The organism is Exiguobacterium sp. s141, from assembly GCF_018618085.1.
Taxonomy (GTDB): domain Bacteria; phylum Bacillota; class Bacilli; order Exiguobacteriales; family Exiguobacteriaceae; genus Exiguobacterium; species Exiguobacterium mexicanum_A.
On record NZ_JACSLJ010000003.1, the window covers coordinates 206,448 to 227,221 of the forward strand.

A 20,774-nucleotide genomic window follows, 5' to 3' on the forward strand; every position below is an offset into this window, starting at 1 on the left:
CCTCCGTATCAATTTTCTTGATGGGAGTCGTACACGTAATACCCATCCCCACCGCAATTTTTAGCGACGTACATCGCCGCATCCGAGTGATGAATCATCGCATCGAGCGAAGCGTGGTCTTTCGAACAAGCGACGCCTATGCTGGCCGACAACCGCAAGGACAAGCCATCTCCGACGTTCATTTCCTGGGAAATGAGAAGATTCAACTCCTCAAATCGGTCTGCTCCAACTATTTCTCGTTCCGCATCAATGACGATTAAAAACTCGTCGCCTGCGAAGCGATACGCCTTCCCGTCATACGTTTGACTGAACGAGCGAATCCGTCGTGCCGTCTCGATGAGCACTTCGTCCCCAATCAGATGACCGTAGGAATCGTTTACTTGTTTAAAATCATCCAAATCGATGAACAACAGCACGACCGACTGCTTCCGATTCATCTTTTGTCGCATGTCGGTCATGAACGAGTGCCGGTTCGCCAGTTTCGTCAAACTGTCTTGGGTGATGAGTTCGATGACTTCTTGATGCTTACGTTCGCGCCGAATCTCGTTCTCCATCCACCGGGTCACGAGCAATATCGTATCCGTCATCTCGTTGATCGTCGCGGCATCGACGACGTCGTTCAAGCTACCCTGTTCGGCCAAGAATACGACCCAACCGAACGTCTTGCCATCATTGGACAACGGCAGACTGATCATCGAGCTAAACTCGAGTCCATCGATCACAAGTTCGGCACGACCTAATTTTTGGTGCCCGATTGTCGTCAAAGCATGAAGTTGTTGCAGGGCATCACTCGTCCAGTCGAGCTTGCCTTCCCCGTCCTCGGATAAGACGCGATGTTTCGACTCCGTCGAGAAGACGACGGCATGGGAATAGCCGATCCAGCCGCGGAGCACCGTCTGAATCCGTTTTAGTTTATTGCCGAACGGTTCATGAAGTGCCGTCACCTCATAAAGTGACTCGAGCGTCTGTTGACGTTGTGCCTGGGCCCGTGCCTGTTCCGTCAATTCGATTTCAGCCATGACCCAACGCGCGAAATCTTCAAGCGACTGCAACGCTGCCTCGTCAAACGTGCGAGCTCGTTCGTCCGTCACACAAAGCGTACCGATGACATGTCCGCTTCGCGTCGTGAGCGGAACACCGGCATAAAAACCGAGGTTTTCAAGCAACGGATTGTTTGTCCCGGCCTCAGACGTCTGCACATCCTCGATGACAACCGACGATTGGCCCGTCACGACCCGATCACACAGTGTCCATTCCCGGTCCACGTGTGGGCTCTCAAGCAAGGGACCCGCGCAGGACTTGAACCATTGTTGGTCTGTCGTCAAAATCGAGATGAGCGCGACCGGCATGTTCAGCGTGCGCGCGACAAGTCGCGTAATCCGATCATAGCGCTCCTCTCGCGGAGTGTTTAAAATCTCAAGGCGCAGAATCGTCTTCAAACGCTCGGCTTCTTGCTCATCAAGTACCGTCGACGGAGAAGTCGTGGCCAACTCGAGTTGCCGCAGCGCCGCATGTTGATAGACGAGCGCATCGAGCGCCTGTTGGAGATCATTCAGCGGGAGCGGACGACTGAAGAAATACCCCTGAATCTCATCACAACCGAGCTGTTCCATCACCCGGTACTGCGCTTCCGTCTCGACCCCCTCGGCCGTGACCTCTAAATTCAATTTTTTAGCGAGTGAGACAATCAATTTGACGATTTCATATTCTTTCAGGCCGTTGTCTTTATCTAATTGACTGATGAATGAGCGGTCGATTTTAATGCCGTCGATTTCAAACATCTTCAAGTAATTGAGAGACGAGTAGCTGACGCCGAAGTCGTCAATCAACACGCGAAAGCCTTTCGTTTTCAAATAGTCGACCGTCTGAATGCCAAGGAGCGGTTCTTGCATAAGCGTATGTTCCGTGATCTCAAACTCGAACTGTTCTGGTCTCAACCCGTATGTCGCGAGCACCTGTAATAACTGTTTGATATAGTCTTGCCGAAACAACACTGGGGATACATTGACCGCGACACGTCGCCCTGCAAACAGGTCCGGTTGCTCGATCATGTCACGACAGACACGGTCGAAAACGAACCCGGTAATGTCTTCAATCAAGAGCGACGTTTCGGCAATCTTAATAAACGTTTCCGGTGAGACGTTACCGAGCGCCGCACTATGCCACCGCACGAGCGCCTCAAAATGAACCATCCCGTCCTGACAGCCAACTTTCGGTTGATAGACGACGCTCAGTTCATCTGCTTTCAGTCCCTTGATGAGTTCCATCTCAATCGTCATCTCATCGATATAATGTTGGACATAATCGTCCTTTTCGTACACTTTGATGATTTGCTTGCCCGCTTGTCTCGCTTCGAGGAGCGCCGTTGACGCATTCATGATGACCCGGTCGGCGTCCTCGCTCCCCGCGCTGATTCCGAGACAACCGGATAAAGCGAACTCGGTCTCGGCCACTTGGTACGTGTACGCTGCGATGGCCGCAAGCAATCGCTCCCCATGTATCGTCGCCGTCTCGATTGAGGTGTAAGGCAACACGGCGATAAAATCTTCTCCGTCCACGCGCCCGATAATCGAGCCTTTCGGTAACAAGTCCGATAAATGGCGCGTCATCTCTTTAATCAGGCGATGAGATTGTTCCACGCCTTGCAAGGACAAGATGATTTTAAACCGGTTGATGTGCAACCGCATGACGCTCGTCACTTCCGCTCCTTCTCGTTGCGTGAACAGCTTCTCGAGCTCGAGCTTCACTTTCATCAAGTTCGGCATCCCGGTCAAATAATCGATGTTCTCGATGCTGCTCAATAGCTTCATCTCTGCCTCTTCCGATAAATCGGTCGTCAGCCCTAACACATAACGCACGTTACCCGCCTCATCTTCGAGCGGCATGAGGACCGATGATGCGAAGCGGGCCGTATTGGCCTCGATGTTCATCTGCGACATGAAATAGACCGGTGCCTTCGTCGCGACGACTTCGTCATAATGCCCGATTAACTCGTTGGCGACATCGACCGCATACATATCATGTAAATACAAGCCACTCACATCGTCCGGGAGCGAGGACGCCAGTTTCCCCTGTTCACTGACGCGTGCGTACCGATATCCCTCAGGCGTCACTTCCATCAAAAACACCATCCGGTATAATTGAACGAATACGTCAAACAAATAGTGCGGATCGATCTTCATCTGCTGCATACTGTACCTCCAGGCAATCTCCGTTTCTTCTAGTTTAGTGGTTTTAGCCGGTCTTGTTCACGAAACCGTTTAAAAAAAGGGGAAGACATTTTTAACGAGCGGTCAATAATCGGGTATAGATAAATAAACGTCACAAAAGCGAGGTGAACCATCATGCTCAGTCGAAACGTCACCCCACAGACACGGCCTGGAAAATGGTCGGTCCTCTTGTTACTTGCGGTGTTCTTGCTCTTACTCCTGTCTGCCCTCATCGTCCAATCCGCTCAACCGTTCAACGTCGACACGTTATTCGACAACACGTGGGCGACCGTCGTCTCGATGTTGGCCATCGCCGCCGCAGTCGGTGCGTTCGTCGTGGGGGTGTATACAATCTTATGCAATCACGAACGTTCGGTCGCCGTCTTTTTTACCGTCTCGCTCGGCGGGCTTGTCGCTTTGTTCGTGCTCATGCAACTGTTCCTCTAACTGACAAACGCACCTTTCCATTAGGAATAGGTGCGTTTTCGTCAGAGAAGTTCTTTGGCGAGCAACCGATAGACGTTCAAGCGGCTCTCTTGTGTATGCTGGATACTGCAAATCATCGCCTCGTCAAATCCATAATGGGCCGATTCTTCCTGCAGTTGCGTCGCAATCTGCTTCGGTGTCCCGACGAGGTGGATTTTCCGGTTGTTGGCGATGTGAATCTGATCGATCTCGGTGAGCGGATAGTCGTGGGCCGCCTCCGGGCTCATCAATTGACGGAGCTGGCCTTTCATCAAGAACAGGCGTGATAAGTCTGACGGGCGCGCCAAGTATTCAGCTTCTTCTTCCGTCTCTGCCGTCGTCACGAGATACGTGACACTGATGTCCGGCTTCTCCATGAATGCGGACGGGGTGAAGTGCTGACGATACGCGTCGAGCGCAGCGACACTCAGTTCCCCGTTAAAGAATTGGGCGAACGAGTAGCCGAGCCCCATCCGTCCTGCTTGGATGGCGCTGTTCCCGCTCGACCCCAGGAGCCACGCCTCAGGCAGCGTCACACCAGTCGGAGCGGCCGGCGTATTTTTATACCACCGTTCCTCTGGCGTCTCATCATTGATGAGTTGGAGTGTCGTCCCGAGCTTTTCATACAGGCCGTCCATCATCGGTTTTTGGCCTTGTGACATCGCGTAGATGGCGTTGGCGTCCCCGCCCGGTGCCCGGCCGACCCCGAAATCGATGCGTCCCGGCGCGAGCGCACTGAGCGTCTTGAACACCTCGGCCATTTTAAGCGGAGAATAGTGCATCATCATGATTCCACCTGACCCGAGACGAATCCGTTCTGTTTTCGCCGCAATGTAAGCCGCGACGACTTCCGGGGCCGAGCTGGCGAACGACATTCCGCCGTGGTGTTCGGCCATCCACATTCGGTAATAGCCGAGTTCTTCTGCCAATTGGGCCAGTTCGACCGCACTTTGTAACGCATGTTCTGACGTATGTCCGGATGTCACCGGCGCTTGATCCAATACACTTAATCTCATCTGTATCGCTCCGTTCCTAAAGTATATATGGTGAATATCTCGAATTTGTAAGACTTGCCGTCATCATACTAAAGTGAGCCGGAGAATACGAATAGTTCGCTCTTGATAACGCTTTCTTTTTTCAGAAAATTACAACGAGTTGTTGCCTGCTCGACGTTCCCTTCTCTATAATGAACGAGAAGAAGCTATTCCTTCATAGCAATTCACGCAACGCACGATGGGGACGTGCCAGTGAAACGCAAACTATACGTTTGGGGAAAAGGGGTAATTGAATGAATCACACACCAAACCGGTCCGGTCATGACGGACCCACATTCACATCAGCAGATTACATGAAATTCATCATTCCATCGTTAATCGGGATTCTGTTCTTCATCGTCCCAATCCCGTCTGGTGACGGGTTCACCATTCCGGTCGCCTATTTATCGAACTGGTTGATCGATTTGATTGGCGACTTCGTACCGACGATCGCCGTCATCATGATGGGCATCTCGGTCGTCGGTTCACTGATCACGTATGCGGTCAAACCGGCATTCATTCTAGAGCGCCCACACATGAACACGTTGTTCAACGTCACACCGTTCTGGTTCGTCATGCGCGTCATCGGGTTCATCGCCGGCGTCATGACGCTACTCGTCATCGGTCCCGAGGCGATCACGTCCGAGTTCACGGGCGGACTGTTGTTATATGATCTAATCCCGATTTTGTTCGCGACGTTCTTGTTCGCCGGGATGTTATTGCCGCTCTTGTTAAACTTCGGATTGCTCGAATTCGTCGGGACGATGCTCATCAAAGTGATGCGCCCGCTGTTCCGTCTCCCGGGCCGGGCCTCGCTCGATGCGCTCGCATCTTGGGTCGGAGACGCCACAATCGGGATTTTATTGACGACGAGACAATATGAAGAAGGCTACTATACGAAACGAGAAGCCTCGATTATCGCCACGACGTTCTCCGTCGTCTCAATCACGTTCACGATCGTCATCTTGTCGTACATGAAGCTCGACGCCTATTTCCCACATTATTATGGCACGATCATCCTATCCGGCATCGTCGCCGCGCTCATCATGCCACGCATCTATCCGTTGTCACGTAAGCCCGACACGGCTTATGAGAAGACCGAATTGAAACCGGAAGAACCGGTGCCGGCGAACGTCCCGATGCGCATCTGGGCACTGCGTCAAGCGCTGCTCAAATCAAAATCGAGTAAAGGCGCCGGCGCCACGTTCAAAGACGGGTTCCAAAACGTGCTCGACATGTGGCTCGGCATTTTGCCGGTCGTCATGGCCGTCGGAACGATTGCGCTCGTCATCGCCGAGCACACGTCATTGTTCACGATTCTCGGCAAACCGTTCGAACCGATTCTCATGCTGTTGCAAGTGCCAGAAGCAGAGGCCGCGGCCCAAACGATGGTCGTCGGGTTCGCCGATATGTTCTTACCAGCCGTGCTCGGCAGCGGCATCGAGAGCGAGTTGACGCGATTCGTCATCGCCTGTGTGTCCGTCACCCAGCTCATCTTCATGTCTGAGGTCGGTGGATTGTTGCTCGGCTCAAAATTGCCAATCTCGTTCTTCGATCTCGTCCTCATCTTCTTGTTGCGGACCATCATCACGTTACCGATTATCGTCGGGGTCGCCCATCTCATCTTTTGACGACGACACGCCCGTTCTCTCATTCCAGAGGACGGGCGTTGTTTGTATAATAAAGAAAAAGGGAGGTGCGTCATGGACGAACATTACGCCGGACAGCTCGAAGTAGCGAAGAAAGGCTACGCTGGAATCATCGACCCTGAGGCATACGTGAACGACCGCTATCACGGCCATTGGACGGTCAAAAGCGAGAAGCGCATCAGCGGGGTTCCAGTGTTGCTTCAAAAAGCGTTCAACGGGGGCAAGAACAATTGTACGCTCACCTCGATGACGGCCGTCTTTCGTTATTACCGTGACCAAGGCTATGACCAAATCCCAGAGGACGTAATCGAGATTCAACGAGACGCTCGTGAGATTGCGCTCGCCCATCAGTTCAAAGACGAGAAAGGCACACCGCCGACTCGAATCAGTACAATCGTCACGAAACTATGGGCCCATTACGGCTACAAAGGGCACAGCAGCTCACGTTATCTATGGAAATGGTCGACGTTCGAGCGCGAACTCGAGTCCGACCGCCCTTTCATCCTGAATATGGCGAACGGGTTTTATAAAAATCACTCTGTCACTGGGATCGGCTATATCATCTTCCACAAACCCGGCTTTCCCGACGTTATCTTGCTCGAGGTGCTCGATAACCGCTCCCGCGACATCCGCTATATCGATTTCAACGAGTTCAACTTTTGGGGCAGTATCACACGCGTCCAGCCGCCAAAGCTTGACGTTCAGCCAAAATAACGACGAGCGCTCGCTTCGATGGCCGCTCCGATTCGGATCAGATGCTCCCGTTTCGCATACGAGCCATGGTGGAGCCCGAACGCGTCTCGACCGTTCCCGAGACCGACGAACACTTCGGACGGTTTGAAATGCAGTCCGACCATCGGGACATGGAGCGTCGCATGATAACCGAGCTCGAACCGGGCACTTGGATACGCGTCGAGCCGTTCATTGTGCGTGAACCCATTAAATGCCGCACAGTTATCCCGCCCCAGGACGATCAAACGGGACGGGGTCACATAACGGATTGTCCGTTCGAGCAAATCGAGTGACGCCGGGTGCTCCATCCACTGTCGTCCTGTCCGCAATTGTCCCATTTGACGCGACGTCGCATATTTGAAGAAGTCGACATGGAGCGCGGACCCGTCGTAAAATGAGCGGCCCATGCCTTCAAGCAGGGCCTCGAGCTTCGCCCCGCCCGGTTTACCGAACCAGCTCGTCGTCGCTCTTCCCGCCTCAAAGTAGGCCGCAGCGTAATCAAGCGTCGCTTCGAGCGCACTTTCATCTTGCAGGTAGGCTTCGAGCGGTTGATCACGCCAATAGAACTTTTGTGACGCTCCTCTACGAACTGCGCCGTCCCGTTCGAAAAACTCGCCGCGCGACGGGTTCGTCCCTACGGTGAGAAACTGTCCCTCTGTCGGCCGCCCATACCATAAGACCGGCGAGGCCCCATCAATCAGCTCCTCCTGAAACGACGACGTCATGAGCGCTTGTTGAAATCGAATCGCGTCTTGCAAGAGCACACGTGCCTGATTCATCGTGCCACATCCTCTCTACTCGGTCGTTTCCCGCTTTTAGGCACATGTAAAATACGTTATAGTGAGAGGACGAAGCCAAACAAAGGACGTGGATCTATGCGTATCAATAAATTCATCAGTGAATCCGGCAAGGCGTCCCGCCGCCAAGCCGACCGTCTCGTCGAAGAAGGACGGGTTACCATCAACGGGAAAAAAGCAAAAATCGGGGACCAAGTGAACCCGGGAGACGAAGTACTCGTCAACGGTTCGGCCGCCCGTGTCGCACGAAACAACGTTTATATCGCCGTCCATAAACCGGTCGGCATCACGAGCACGACCGAGAAGAAAGTCAAAGGCAACTTGGTCGACCTCGTCAACCACCCGCTCCGCATCTTCAATATCGGCCGTCTCGATAAAGACTCGGAAGGGCTCATCTTGATGACGAACGACGGCGATATCGTCAACGAGATTCTTCGCGCCGAGGGTGAGCACGAGAAAGAATACATCGTCTCGGTCGATAAGCCGATCACCCCGGAGTTCGTCGAACAGATGGAAGCCGGCGTCAGAATCCTCGGCCAAAAGACGTTGCCGTGTAAAGTCCATCAACTGTCGAAGTTCGATTTCAACATCACGCTGACGCAAGGGCTCAACCGCCAAATCCGTCGCATGTGTGAAGCGCTCGGTTACGAGGTGTACCGCCTTCAGCGCGTACGTGTCATGAACATCACGCTCGGCAAGCTCCCGCCCGGACAATGGCGCGACCTGTCGAAAAAAGAACGCGAGCAGTTGTTCCGTGAATTGAATTACGAACCGAAAGAATGGTATTAAAACAAGCCCAGACGCTTTTTGTCTGGGCTTGTCATCGTTCATAGAGCGATGCGACATGGTCGGTCTCTCGTCGGATGAAGCGTTTGAGTTGAGCGCATAAGTCATCGAGCTGCCCCATCGTCGTCTTGAACTTGAAGGTCGCATGGAAGTGGTCGAACGGATCGTGTTGCCACTCGTCATGGATGAAGACGTCGACTTGAATCGTGCCTGTCCGATCAATCATCGTGAACGTGAGGCTGATTTTATGGTCATCCGCATCAGGGTCCAACAACTGCCAAATCACGGGTTCCTTGCCCCAGGTGTTGTTGAATCCAGCAATCGAGTCAATCAGTTCTTGCAGTGTCTCATCCTGCATATATACATCTTGATTGCTCGAACAGACAGATGCATGGAGCTGAAGCCTAATCTGATAGAACAGCTCCGTCTCGTCCATCCAAATCCGTTCCATCTCGAATTGAGTTTTCACTTTTTGCACCCGCTTTCTCACTTTGATCTGGCTACTTACTCCGGACGAAGCGATTCGACCAGGTCGGTTTCGCGCGCCAAGAAAACAGACAGTTGTCGCTGCAAATCATCCATCTGCCCCATCGTCGTCTCGAACGAGAACGTCGCCTTCACGTCCCCGCCATCGCCTTTCATTTGTTCGACCACGGCGTTGACTTGGACGGTGCCTCGCCCATTCGCAAGTTCGAACGTCAAGGAGACGTGGACTTGCGGGACATCGAGTGTCCACGTCTGGGGCGACTTCCCATTTCGTGCATTGAACGCGGATAAGGTGGAGACGAGCGTGTCAATGTCGGATGCAGTGACATACTCGTCCACCGTGACCTCGCACCATTTTCCTTTCAGGGTCAATACGACTTCCATTTCCAAACCGTCTTCCCACATCCGTTTCATGTTGAACTGTTCCACTGTTCCCACCCCTCGCTCTCTCATTTTCACTATATCATGTCGTTTCAACGAAATTCGTCAACTTTTCACCAAAACGGGAATAGTCCTATACAGATGATTTTGTAATGAAAAGAGGTGAATCGTCATGAATGGCGCCTTGTTCCCACGCACCTCGGTCGGCAAGTGGTCGATTATCCTCATCGGCTTGTTCCTCGCCATGTACGTGCCGTTCCTCCTGCTCGATAACTTCGATACGACCTTCCACTCGACGCTCTGGAGCGACAACGCCGCGAACATGCTACGGCTCAGCTACATGACCACATTCTTCGTCCTTGGGCTCGGAGCGTTCGTGACCGGATGGTGGGCCATCTTGAAACAAAAAGAGTACGCCGTGCTCGTCTTCTTCGCGGCCGTTCTCGGCTCCGGACTGTTCCTTTTATTGGTCATGGAGCTCCTCGGCATTCTCGAGTAGAAGGCAAAACAAGGAGTTCGCCGCAGCGAACTCCTTGTTTCATGTGTCCTTATTTGACGACGACGTGTTTCATCTGACTCGCGCGACCTTTCGCGTCCTCGATGTGGATCGAGAGGCGTTCCCCTTTTTTAAGGGTGCGTGTCTTCGTGACGAACGTTCCCGTGAGGCCGGTCGTCCCTTTTCCGATGACTCGGCGCTTCGCGTCTCGGACGATGACCGTCATTCCCGCATCCGCGCGACCCGATACTTGCTTCGCGTTCGCACGTGGTGTCGAGACGGTCGGTTGTTTCGCACGGGCACCTTTCACAACGAGAAGGCGTTCGCTCGAGACGAGCTTCCCGTTGCTATAGACGACCCGGAGAACCGTGCCTGCTTTTTGAGCTCCGATATTCAATGCGACACGAGCTTGTTTCGATGTTCCGGTCGCGAGACGTTTCTCGCCGTTATAGACCGTCACTGTCGTCCCGCTCTGCACGCTAGCAGCAAACACCGTCGAATTGTCACGGACGACGCCTGGCTTGGCGTAGAGACGTAGCATCGAAGCTGCATGGTGCACATTAACCTTGCCATAGCCGCTGATGTAGTCATAGTTGAACGGAAGTTCTTCTTCCGAGTCTTCCATGAAATAATCAAGGCCGTCTTCATAGCTCATTCCACCTGTCGCATCCCCGCCAGAGAAAGCAAGCGGCTCTGCCGTACGATGGAGCAATTGGCGAATCTCTTCGACTTTGAGTGCCGGACGTGTCGATAGCAGTAATCCAACGACGGCCGAGACGTGTGGCGTCGCCATACTCGTGCCGTCCATATAGACGACGTTACCGTTCGGGACGAGGCTCGCGACTTTCGTGCCCGGTGCCACGACATCGACACCATAGCCATAGTTCGAGTAATCTGAGACGATGCCGAACGTGTTCGTCGCACCGACCGAGATCGTGTACTTCGATGAAGCTGGGTACGACAGGCTTGAATCGCCATCATTCCCCGTTGCCGCCACGACGACGACACCGCGGTCATAGGCGTACTTCAACATGTAGCCGATCGTCCGGCTCTCGCTGCCGCCAAGGCTCATGTTGATAACTTTCGCACCAGCATCGACGGCATATTTGATTCCGAGCGCGATTTGTTCCGTGTCCCCAGAACCGCTCGCGTCGAGCACTTTGACTGGGAGAATCGAGACAGCAGGCATCATCCCGCGCATCGATGTCCCGTTGTTTTGAATCGCACCGATGACGCCGGCCACGTGTGTCCCGTGTCCGTGATCGTCAATCGCGCTGCCTTCCCCATTCGGGTCGACAAAATTTTTCTCGTTGGCGATGTCGACACGTCCTTTGAAATCAAGGAGGCGATAGTCGACACCCGTATCGAGGACGGCGACTTTCACCGAACGGACCGGCAATTTGAGAGCCTCATACGCATCGATTCCGATTCCAGCTTCCTTGAATGGCTGCAACACCGATTTCGAGTTGAGTGACCATTGATAGTCGTAACTCGTGTCGGCCATGAACGCTTGATACGTCTGAACCGGCTCGATGAATTCGACGTTCGCGTCACGCTCGAGCGTCGTCTTGGCCGTCGCCTGCGTTTTCGTGCTCGCCGACTCGACATCGACGACCGCGAAGTGGTCACCTGGGCGACCGATATCGACTTTCTCTGCCGAGACGTTCGATAACGCGTTCATCTTGCCGAGCGACTTGCTCGGTGACGACTTGTATTTGACGATATAACGCGGGGCATCATCAATTTCAATCGATACTCCGAATTTGACCATCACATCTTGAAGCGGTGTCCCGGCAAGTGTACCTGTGCCGAGTTTGGCTGCTACTTTGTTTACTTCTGCCTGTAACGCGGTCGGGACGTTTGTCGTCACGAAGGCCTGCAAGCTCTTGATGGCAGCCTCATCCGCTTTCGTGAGCGTGTACGCCTTGCGGTCGACGAGCGCGTTCATGAGTGGCTGTAGCGCCTTCAAATCATTGTACGCTTGTTGACGTTTGGCTCCGTCTTTCACAATCGCTTTGATCAAGTACTGAGACGTGCGATAGTACAAGGCGGCCAAATCGTTCCCGGCCTCAGACTGCGACAACACTTCCGTCTGAATGCGACGGATGAGCTTCAACATCGAGTCGCGCTCCGGCGTCGGATTCAAAATCGACTCGACGGCACACATGCCGGCCTCAGTCTCGATGTTCTCATATTTGACCGGCAATTTGACCGGGTTGTAGACGAGCTTGATGTCAGACGCAGCGGCCTCCTCCGCGTCTTCTGTCATTGGAAGGTACTCCACTTTGATGTAGTACGGACCTTCCCACGCATACGGGAGACGAATCGTCGCCGCCTGTTGTTCTTCCTCTTGTGTCGCACTCGAACGATATTGTTCGAACGTCTCATCTTTCGCTGCCATGTCGGCGCTCGGATAGACCGAGATGTTCGCGAGTTTTGTTGACTCGAACTGGATTTCCATATGTGTCATCGATGACGGGGCACCCCGCTCCATCTTGAACCAATATGTATTCGTTGCGTCCGTCCCGGTCTCAAACGCGACCTCCACTCCCGGGCTGAGCGTCTTCGCATCTTGCATGCCCGCTCCTGCATCCGCGCTCACGTAGGGCGGGATCAAGGCCAAGACGAGCATGAGCACCGTGACGAATGATAATACTTGTTTCCATGTTGCTTTCATCTGTTTTCCTCATTTCTACATGTCCATAGCTACGACCGACGGATCCGTCAATTCATGTATACGAGATAATGGCTTGAAGGTTCCAACAATTAACTCCAAAAAATCACTTCATTTCATTATTTTAGGAAACGCTCAATTTGTCTATCTTTAATATGGTTTTTCGAAAAATAATATGAAAAAGGTCAGAGGAATTTCCTCTGACCTGGACAAATGATTTTTCTTATTTGGCCGTGACACCCCCGTCGACGGGTAGTTCGATTCCGGTGATGTGGTTCGCCTCGTCCGATGCAAGGAACAAGACAGCCGCAGCCACTTCCCCCGCCTGACCGAGATTCGGCAAAGCGATTTGATTCAGGAAATGCTGTTTATAGTCCGGGTGCTCCATGTGCGGCGCGCTCATCGGCGTCACGATATAGCCCGGATGGACCGAGTTGACGCGAATATTGTGCTTCCCGTAATCGACGGCCGCAGCCTTCGTAAGTGAGCGAACGGCCCCTTTTGAAGCCGTATAGGCACCTGCCCCGGCCATACCGGTGAGCGCCGAGATTGACGAGATGTTGACGATTGAACCGCCGCCATTTTGCTCCATGAGCGGGATGGCATACTGCGTCCCGAGCATGACGCCATCGATATTGATTCGATACGTCCGTGACCAGTCGTCCTCGGTCTGTTCCAAGAACGGTTTTGCAAGCGCGATGCCCGCATTGTTGACGAGAATATCGAGCTTCCCGCACACCGATTGCACTTCATCATAAATTCTCTCCCAATCACTGCGCGAAGTGACGTCGTGCTGAAGCGCGAGCGCCTCTCCTCCGTTCGCCCGGATCGTTTCGACGACACGTGTCACCGCGTCTACATTGATGTCTGTCGCGACAACCGTCGCTCCTTCGCGCGCGAACAGCTTGGCCGTCTCCTCACCCATACCGCTGCCTGCCCCCGTAATGACCGCTACTTTCCCCGTTAACCGCATTGTTCCAGCTCCAATCTTTAATTATGATAGTCTAACTATCATAATAGTAGTCGATACACATTCAATTCTCAACGAAACTGCTTCAAAGCGTTATAATGACAAGAGAACAAAGAGGTGATGATATGAGTAAACGTCAACAAAACAAAGAAGAACGATTAAATCGCATCATCAGTCAGGCTGAAACCCTGTTTCTGAAAGACGGATTCGAGCGCGTCCAAATGCAGGATATCGCTGATGCCGCCGAAATCGGGGTCGCGACACTGTTTCGCTATTTCCCGAAAAAAGATCAATTGATTGTCGCAGCGGCTGTCCGTAACTTGGCACCGACGCTTGACGCGTTCAAGGAATTGACGAGCCGGACGGGAGATGCGTACTCGCGACTCGAGGCGATCATTGACTACTTGCTCGACCAACAAATGAAACGGACGAGTCACTCTCGCTTCCGTGAGGCGTTCGAGAGTTATGCCTCGTTCGTCGTAAGTCCCCTTCCCGGAATCGATAACTACATCGGACTACAGCGCGAGATCATGGAGACGCTCGAACCGCTCATTGAGCATGGGAAGACGGACGGCTCGCTTCGAGGCGACATCGATGTGAAAACGACCGTCGTCACCATCATCAACGCGTTCGGGACGTTCGGCAACAATATCATTTTGAAGTCTCACATCAGTTATTTAGAGGACGATATCGAACCGCACATCCAACAACGGGTGTTGCGAGAGATGCTCTTGTCGTATGTGCGCTCATAACAAAAGCCCCTTCGCGTGAAGGGGCTTTATTCGTGCAGTTCGAGCGGCAGACCGTCCGGGTCGAAGAAGAAGGTCATCTTCTCGCCCGTGAACGTGTCATACCGAATCGGTTCCGTCGTGACACCGTGCGTATTCAGTTCGGCGACGACCGCCTCGATATCGTCGACTTTAAAGGCGAGATGACGGAGCCCACACGCCTCCGGGAAGCTCGGCCGTTTCGGGCTATCCGGTTTGATGAACAGCTCGAGCTCGTACGCGCCGAGCCGCAGGTCGATCTTGTGGTCGCCTTTGTCCAGACGATGATGCTCGCGGATGACGTCGAAACCGAGGATATCGATGTAGAACCGTTTCGCCTCGTCATAATTTGAGGCGATAAGCGCCACGTGATGGATGGTATGTAGTTGCATCATAATCCCCCATATACAAAAAAATGAGCACCTCTCACTAGAGGTGCTCTCGAAAAGTCTACCGCGTCGAACCACGCTCCACAACGTGCTCCCGAAGGAATGTCCGCCGTCTTACATAGACCAGCTCATCGCATGTACTCAACTATAGGCGAATCCGAGCCCCGCGTCAATCTTTTGTTTGTACCGGGTTGACATCTTCCTAAAAATTAGGATAATCAATAGTGTTAGCACTCTTATATCTAGAGTGCCAAAAATGAAAAAACAAAAAGGAGAACGATCATGACAAAGAAACAGTTTCAAGCCGAATCGAAACGAATTTTAGAGTTGATGGTCCACTCAATCTATACGCATAAGGACATCTTCCTCCGTGAGCTCATCTCGAACGCGAGTGACGCCATCGACAAGATGTATTACCGGGCCTTGTCAGATGAGGCAATCGACTTCAACAAGGACGACTACTTCATTAAAGTCGAGCTCGACAAAGACGCCCGCACGATCACCATCCGCGACACCGGAATCGGGATGACGGCCGAAGAGCTCGAGTCGAACCTCGGGATTATCGCCAAGAGCGGTTCGCTCGCGATGAAGCAGGCGACGAAGATGGAAGAAGACCACAGCCTCATCGGCCAATTCGGTGTCGGCTTCTACTCGGCGTTCATGGTGGCAGACCGTGTGACGGTCCGCACCCGCTCGGTCGACAGCGAACAAGGCTACTTGTGGGAGTCGGAAGGCACAGACGGTTACACGATCGAGCCGACAGATAAGACCGACATCGGGACTGAGATCACGTTGCACGTGAAAGCTGACACGGACGACGAGACGTACTCATCGTTCCTCGAAGAGTACGAGATCCGTTCGCTCATCAAGAAGCATTCGGACTTCATCCGCTATCCGATTAAGCTCGACGTGACGAAGCACCGTCAAAAAGAAGACTCGGACGAGTACGAGGATTACGTCGAAGAAGAGACGGTCAACAGCATGGTGCCGATTTGGCGCAAACGGAAGAGCGAACTCTCGGACGAGGACTACAAGGCGTTCTATCACGAGAAACGTTACGGCTTCGACGAGCCGCTCAAGCACCTGCACTTGAACGTCGACGGCACGATTCGCTACCAGTCGATCCTCTACATCCCATCGACGGTCCCGTTCGACTATTACACGAAAGAGTTCGAGAAAGGGCTCGAGCTGTACTCGAACGGCGTCTTGATCATGGAGAAGTCGCCTGACCTGCTCCCGGACTATTTCGGTTTCGTCAAAGGGATGGTCGACTCGGAAGACCTGTCGCTCAACATTTCCCGGGAGATGCTGCAACAGGACCGTCAACTCCGCGTCATCGCCAAAAACGTGAAGTCGAAAATCAAAGGCATGCTCGAGAAGATGCTTCAAAACGAGCGCGAGGAATACGAGAAATTTTACGAGTCGTTCGGACGTCAGCTCAAGTTCGGCGTCTACGACCAGTTCGGTGCCGCCAAGGACGAGTTGAAAGACTTGCTCTTGTTTCACTCATCGAACGAGAAGAAGCTCGTCACACTTAAAGAATACGTCGCGCGCATGAAAGACGACCAGAAGTACATCTATTATGCGACGGGTGAATCGATTCACCGCATCGACCTCCTCCCACAGGCGGAACGCTTGAAAGAAGAAGGGTTCGAGATTCTCTACTTCACCGAAGAAATCGACGAGTTCGCCATCAAGATGCTCCAGTCGTATGACGACAAAGCGTTCAAGTCGATTGCGAGCGGTGACCTCGGACTTGATGACGCCGAGGCAAATTCACTGAACGACGACAACAAAGACTTGTTCGCCTTCATGAAGCAAGAGCTCGGGGACCGCGTCAAAGAAGTGCGCGCCTCGACACGACTCAAGTCACACCCGGTCTGCTTGACGGTCGCGGGTGACGTCTCGATCGAGATGGAGAAGATTTTGAATACGATGCCGAACGGCGGCGGCATGAAAGCCGAGAAAGTGCTTGAAGTGAACGCCGACCACGCCATTTTCCAGACGTTACAGCGCGTCTATAAGGAAGACGAGGCAAAAGCGAAACAGTATACCGATTTACTATATCAGCAAGCGCTCCTCATCGAAGGGTTACCGATTGAAGATCCGGTCGCCTATTCGAACGCGGTTTGCGCGTTGATGGCAGAATAATGGAAAGGCAGAGGGCGACCTCTGTCTTTTTCATTTATTCATATGGAGACGTGATACAATTTAACGTAGAAGAAATTCTTGGGAATGAGGTGTCATATGCTGTTCGAAAAAAATAAGTTGTATAAACGCTCTGAACTTCACGATCGTTATGGTGGAAGTCGACAACGAGGGATTAGTACCCCAAACAAACATAAACTCATCTTTATATTCGATAGTGGAATGGATAAAGAGTTTGGCTATAAAAATGGCTGGAATGAAGATGACGGTCTCTACTATTACAGCGGAGAAGGACAGGAAGGGAATCAATCGTTTTCTTTCGGAAATAAAGCGCTCCTTAACCATGTAGAAAATGGCGAAGACGTTTATTTATTCGAATCGCTTGGACGAGGGACTTACCGCTTTGTCGATCAACTCATTTTAATTGGTTTTGATATTCAATTTGGAATTGATAAATATCACAATCAACGAGAAGTGATCGTCTTTGCGTTTGAACCACTGCATGTAATTCAGGAAGAAGCTCATCAGTTCTCATCGACGATGCGCTATAAATCAATTGAAGAGTTAGAGGAAATTGCATCACGCGATCCCAAACGAGCCACCGGCTTAAGTATGTCCGCTCGAAAGTTACAAGTTCGCGAACAAACAGCAGCGCTTCTTTATTATGTGCTGGCTCGTGCCAATAACTGTTGCGAAGCTTGTGGGCAACCAGCTCCGTTTGAAACGGAAAACGGACCTTATCTCGAGCTCCACTCGCTCTATAAAGAATCCGATGATGGCTTATCGCAACCGGATCAAGTCGTAGCAGTTTGTCCGAACTGTCACGCTCGCCTGCATAAAGGTATAGACCGAGTAGAATTTAATCAACATATCATCAATAAGATTCAACAACCTTAATCTGCTTTAGATTGAGGTTTTTTATTTGTAATTGATAATGTGACGACTTATTACGAGAATCGTGTGTTCATTTCTTCAGCAAATCTATATCTATGAGTAAGGTTTTATTTTTTTTGCATAGGTTATTGAAAAAAACTCACATTTATTTTGTAACCGTTTTCTTCCCTTTTACCATGCGTATTATCCATTTACCGTTGATATATCAACTTTTTACCAAGCATGCAAACGCCTTGACATTTTTGGCGGGTTATATGAAGTTAGTATTACATTATAATTATTCTAGTAGAGATAGAATCCCACTAGAGTAAAAAACCAAGGAGGACATATCCCATGTCATTAATCGGCAAAGAAATCTTACCTTTCAAAGCACAAGCATTCCAAACAGGTGAATTCCTCGAAGTATCGGACAACGACTTCAAAGGTCAATGGAGCGTCGTTTGCTTCTACCCAGCTGACTTCACATTCGTCTGCCCGACTGAACTTGAAGACCTTCAAAACGAATACGCGACACTTAAAAACCTCGGCGTCGAAGTCTACTCAGTATCGACTGACACACACTTCACGCACAAAGCATGGCACGAAACGTCTGAGAAAATCGGTAAAATCGAGTACATCATGATTGGTGACCCATCACACACAATCTCACGTAACTTCGACGTCTTGAACGAAGAAGATGGCCTTGCTGACCGCGGTACGTTCATCATCGACCCAGACGGCGTCATCCAAACAGTTGAAATCAACGCAGGCGGCATCGGCCGTGACGCGAGCACACTCGTCAACAAAGTCAAAGCGGCACAATACGTCCGCAACAACCCAGGCGAAGTTTGCCCGGCTAAATGGGAAGAAGGATCTGCAACACTTCGCCCGAGCCTCGACCTCGTCGGCAAGTTGTAAGGAGCGGATTTCATGTTAGAAGCAGATATTAAACAACAGTTGGACCAATATCTCCAGCTCATGGAGGGCGATGTCGTCCTCCGTGTCAGCGCTGGAGATGACGCGGTCTCTAAAGAGATGCTCGACCTCGTGAACGAACTCGCGAGCATGTCGTCACGCATTTCGGTCGAGAATGTCACACTCGAACGCACACCAAGCTTTAGCGTGAACCGCCCGTCTGAAGAGACAGGGATTGTCTTCGCAGGAATCCCGCTCGGTCACGAGTTCACGTCACTCGTCCTCGCGTTGCTCCAAGTGAGCGGCCGGGCGCCGAAAGTGGACGCGGATGCGATCAAACAGATTCAAAACATTCAAGGCACGTACCACTTCGAATCGTATATCAGCCTCAGTTGCCACAACTGCCCGGACGTCGTCCAGGCACTCAACGTCATGAGCGTCCTCAACCCGAACATCTCACACACGATGATCGACGGTGGCGCGTTCAAGGCAGAAGTGGAAGCGAAAGAGATCATGGCTGTCCCGACCGTCTTCTTGAACGGTGAGGCGTTCGGCAACGGACGCATGTCACTTGAAGAGATTTTGGCGAAACTCGGAACTGGTCCTGACGCTTCGGCGTTTGACAACAAAGACCCGTATGACGTCCTCGTCATCGGTGGCGGCCCAGCTGGTGCGAGCGCAGCGGTTTACGCGGCTCGTAAAGGCATCCGGACCGGCATCGTCGCGGAACGCTTTGGTGGTCAAGTGATGGACACGATGGGGATTGAGAACTTCATCGGCACATCTTACACGGAAGGCCCGAAACTCGTCGCGAGCTTGGAAGAGCACGTGAAAGAATACGGCATCGACGTCATGAATCTCCAACGCGCGAAGCGTCTTGAGAAAACTGACCTCGTCGAAGTCGAACTTGAGAATGGTGCCGTCTTGAAGAGTAAGAGCGTCATCCTGTCGACGGGTGCACGCTGGCGTAACGTCAACGTCCCAGGTGAAGCTGAGTTCAAAAACAAAGGTGTGGCCTACTGCCCGCACTGTGACGGCCCTCTCTTCGAAGGCAAGCGTGTCGCAGTCATCGGTGGCGGCAACTCTGGAATTGAAGCAGCGATCGACCTCGCTGGGATTGTTAAACACGTGACGGTGCTCGAGTTCGCTTCTGAACTCAAAGCCGACCAAGTGCTTCAAGACCGTCTCCACAGCCTCCCGAACGTGACCGTCGTCACGAACGCACAGACGACAGAAATCACGGGTACGGATAAAGTGAACGGCATCTCGTACTTGTCGCGTGAGACGAACGAGACGCATCACGTCGAACTCGAAGGCGTCTTCGTCCAAATCGGCCTCGTCCCGAACACGGACTGGCTCGACTCGGTCGAACGCAACAACTTCGGTGAGATCGTCGTTGATCGTCATGGCGCGACGAACGTTCCAGGTGTGTTCGCAGCAGGTGACTGCACGAACAGCGCCTACAAACAAATCATCATCTCGATGGGATCTGGTGCGACTGCCGCACTCGGTGCTTTCGATTATATGATTCGCAACTAATCAGAAACGCGTCCTCACATTGGAGGACGCGTTTTTATAATGTCTCCTGAATCGGGTAAAAACAAGACTCGGTCCCCTGAATCGATTTCAAATAAATAGACACGGTTTGGTTGAAACGGATTCCAGCCTTCGTTCACCACCCCGACATCATTCACATAGTTCACGTTCTTATGTACTTGTTTCAGGTTATGTTCTGCCTCAGCGACCGAATAATTCGGCAACCCGAAGTAAATTGCTCCAGCAATCAATAATGAAAAGATGACTCCCATTCTTATCCGATATCGGTTTTCTAAACTCTTTAGGCCAATCAACGTCACGATAATCATACTGGTCGCCGTTCCAAACGCCGCCGAGTTTCCATACCAAGCCTCATTTACGACCATCATTCCTCCAATGGCCAATATCCCGAACATCCACCACCACTTCATCCCCATCACCTCTCTTCAATTATCCCAAAAACAGGA

General features: G+C 52.1%; 19 protein-coding genes. 10 read left to right on the plus strand and 9 right to left on the minus strand.

Features of this window, described 5'->3' with window-relative positions:
• Positions 1-8 precede the first annotated feature (8 nt).
• Positions 9-3,191, minus strand: a complete 3,183-nt coding sequence (locus KNP74_RS09475) for an EAL domain-containing protein (RefSeq protein ID WP_214764130.1) — start codon at positions 3,189-3,191, stop codon at positions 9-11.
• A gap of 153 nt (positions 3,192-3,344) precedes the next feature.
• Here KNP74_RS09475 and KNP74_RS09480 point away from each other — a divergent pair, with 153 nt between their 5' ends.
• Positions 3,345-3,656, plus strand: a complete 312-nt coding sequence (locus tag KNP74_RS09480; protein ID WP_138860176.1) for a hypothetical protein — start codon at positions 3,345-3,347, stop codon at positions 3,654-3,656.
• Positions 3,657-3,697: 41 nt separating this feature from the next.
• Here KNP74_RS09480 and KNP74_RS09485 read toward each other — a convergent pair whose 3' ends face one another.
• On the minus strand, positions 3,698-4,690 hold the full coding sequence (locus KNP74_RS09485) for an LLM class flavin-dependent oxidoreductase (protein ID WP_138860177.1): 993 nt from the start codon (positions 4,688-4,690) through the stop codon (positions 3,698-3,700).
• A 272-nt stretch (positions 4,691-4,962) separates the two neighbouring features.
• Here KNP74_RS09485 and KNP74_RS09490 point away from each other — a divergent pair, with 272 nt between their 5' ends.
• The gene (locus KNP74_RS09490) at positions 4,963-6,339 is read left to right on the plus strand and encodes a YjiH family protein (protein ID WP_138860178.1); all 1,377 of its coding nucleotides are present in this window, start codon (positions 4,963-4,965) and stop codon (positions 6,337-6,339) included.
• 72 nt (positions 6,340-6,411) lie between these two features.
• A complete protein-coding gene (locus KNP74_RS09495) occupies positions 6,412-7,071 on the plus strand; it encodes a C39 family peptidase (RefSeq protein WP_138860179.1) in 660 nt (219 codons plus the stop codon).
• On the opposite strand, the gene KNP74_RS09500 is transcribed toward KNP74_RS09495, so the two are convergent.
• Positions 7,059-7,868 carry a hypothetical protein gene (locus KNP74_RS09500; RefSeq protein WP_214764131.1) on the minus strand — a complete coding sequence of 270 codons (810 nt, stop codon included), beginning with the start codon at positions 7,866-7,868 and terminating at the stop codon, positions 7,059-7,061. The two genes, KNP74_RS09495 and KNP74_RS09500, sit on opposite strands and share 13 nt — an antisense overlap.
• Positions 7,869-7,964: 96 nt before the next feature.
• On the opposite strand from KNP74_RS09500, the gene rluF reads away from it, so the two are divergent.
• Complete coding sequence (gene rluF, locus KNP74_RS09505) at positions 7,965-8,675, plus strand: 23S rRNA pseudouridine(2604) synthase RluF (protein ID WP_214710769.1); 711 nt, start codon at positions 7,965-7,967, stop codon at positions 8,673-8,675.
• Positions 8,676-8,706: 31 nt separating this feature from the next.
• Here rluF and KNP74_RS09510 read toward each other — a convergent pair whose 3' ends face one another.
• Entirely contained in the window at positions 8,707-9,141 is a 435-nt protein-coding gene (locus tag KNP74_RS09510) for a hypothetical protein (protein ID WP_214710770.1), read from the minus strand.
• A gap of 35 nt (positions 9,142-9,176) precedes the next feature.
• Positions 9,177-9,587, minus strand: coding sequence for a hypothetical protein (locus KNP74_RS09515; protein WP_214764132.1), 411 nt, complete (start codon positions 9,585-9,587; stop codon positions 9,177-9,179).
• Between the two features lie 124 nt (positions 9,588-9,711).
• On the opposite strand from KNP74_RS09515, the gene KNP74_RS09520 reads away from it, so the two are divergent.
• The gene (locus tag KNP74_RS09520) at positions 9,712-10,038 is read left to right on the plus strand and encodes a hypothetical protein (RefSeq protein ID WP_214764133.1); all 327 of its coding nucleotides are present in this window, start codon (positions 9,712-9,714) and stop codon (positions 10,036-10,038) included.
• 49 nt (positions 10,039-10,087) lie between these two features.
• On the opposite strand, the gene KNP74_RS09525 is transcribed toward KNP74_RS09520, so the two are convergent.
• Together KNP74_RS09525 and KNP74_RS09530 are read right to left on the minus strand one after the other, a co-directional pair.
• Positions 10,088-12,712 (minus strand): S8 family peptidase, encoded by a 2,625-nt coding sequence (locus KNP74_RS09525; RefSeq protein ID WP_214764134.1) that lies wholly within the window; start codon positions 12,710-12,712, stop codon positions 10,088-10,090.
• A 220-nt stretch (positions 12,713-12,932) separates the two neighbouring features.
• Positions 12,933-13,682, minus strand: a complete 750-nt coding sequence (locus tag KNP74_RS09530; protein WP_034780427.1) for an SDR family NAD(P)-dependent oxidoreductase — start codon at positions 13,680-13,682, stop codon at positions 12,933-12,935.
• A gap of 122 nt (positions 13,683-13,804) precedes the next feature.
• Between KNP74_RS09530 and KNP74_RS09535 the strand changes: the two genes are divergently transcribed.
• Entirely contained in the window at positions 13,805-14,431 is a 627-nt protein-coding gene (locus tag KNP74_RS09535; RefSeq protein WP_138860184.1) for a TetR/AcrR family transcriptional regulator, read from the plus strand.
• Between the two features lie 26 nt (positions 14,432-14,457).
• On the opposite strand, the gene gloA2 is transcribed toward KNP74_RS09535, so the two are convergent.
• Positions 14,458-14,838, minus strand: coding sequence for an SMU1112c/YaeR family gloxylase I-like metalloprotein (gene gloA2, locus KNP74_RS09540; protein ID WP_138860185.1), 381 nt, complete (start codon positions 14,836-14,838; stop codon positions 14,458-14,460).
• A 279-nt stretch (positions 14,839-15,117) separates the two neighbouring features.
• Here gloA2 and htpG point away from each other — a divergent pair, with 279 nt between their 5' ends.
• The 4 genes from htpG to ahpF all read left to right on the plus strand — a co-directional run bounded on the left by htpG (position 15,118) and on the right by ahpF (position 20,310).
• Positions 15,118-16,986: a molecular chaperone HtpG gene (gene htpG / locus KNP74_RS09545; protein WP_214764135.1), complete on the plus strand. Its 1,869-nt coding sequence runs from the start codon at positions 15,118-15,120 to the stop codon at positions 16,984-16,986.
• Between the two features lie 96 nt (positions 16,987-17,082).
• Entirely contained in the window at positions 17,083-17,880 is a 798-nt protein-coding gene (locus KNP74_RS09550) for an SRA domain-containing endonuclease (protein WP_214710774.1), read from the plus strand.
• A gap of 330 nt (positions 17,881-18,210) precedes the next feature.
• Entirely contained in the window at positions 18,211-18,774 is a 564-nt protein-coding gene (ahpC, locus tag KNP74_RS09555; protein WP_021067918.1) for an alkyl hydroperoxide reductase subunit C, read from the plus strand.
• Between the two features lie 12 nt (positions 18,775-18,786).
• The gene (ahpF, locus tag KNP74_RS09560; protein WP_214764136.1) at positions 18,787-20,310 is read left to right on the plus strand and encodes an alkyl hydroperoxide reductase subunit F; all 1,524 of its coding nucleotides are present in this window, start codon (positions 18,787-18,789) and stop codon (positions 20,308-20,310) included.
• 14 nt (positions 20,311-20,324) lie between these two features.
• Here ahpF and KNP74_RS09565 read toward each other — a convergent pair whose 3' ends face one another.
• On the minus strand, positions 20,325-20,738 hold the full coding sequence (locus KNP74_RS09565; RefSeq protein WP_131472010.1) for a hypothetical protein: 414 nt from the start codon (positions 20,736-20,738) through the stop codon (positions 20,325-20,327).
• Positions 20,739-20,774 lie beyond the last annotated feature (36 nt).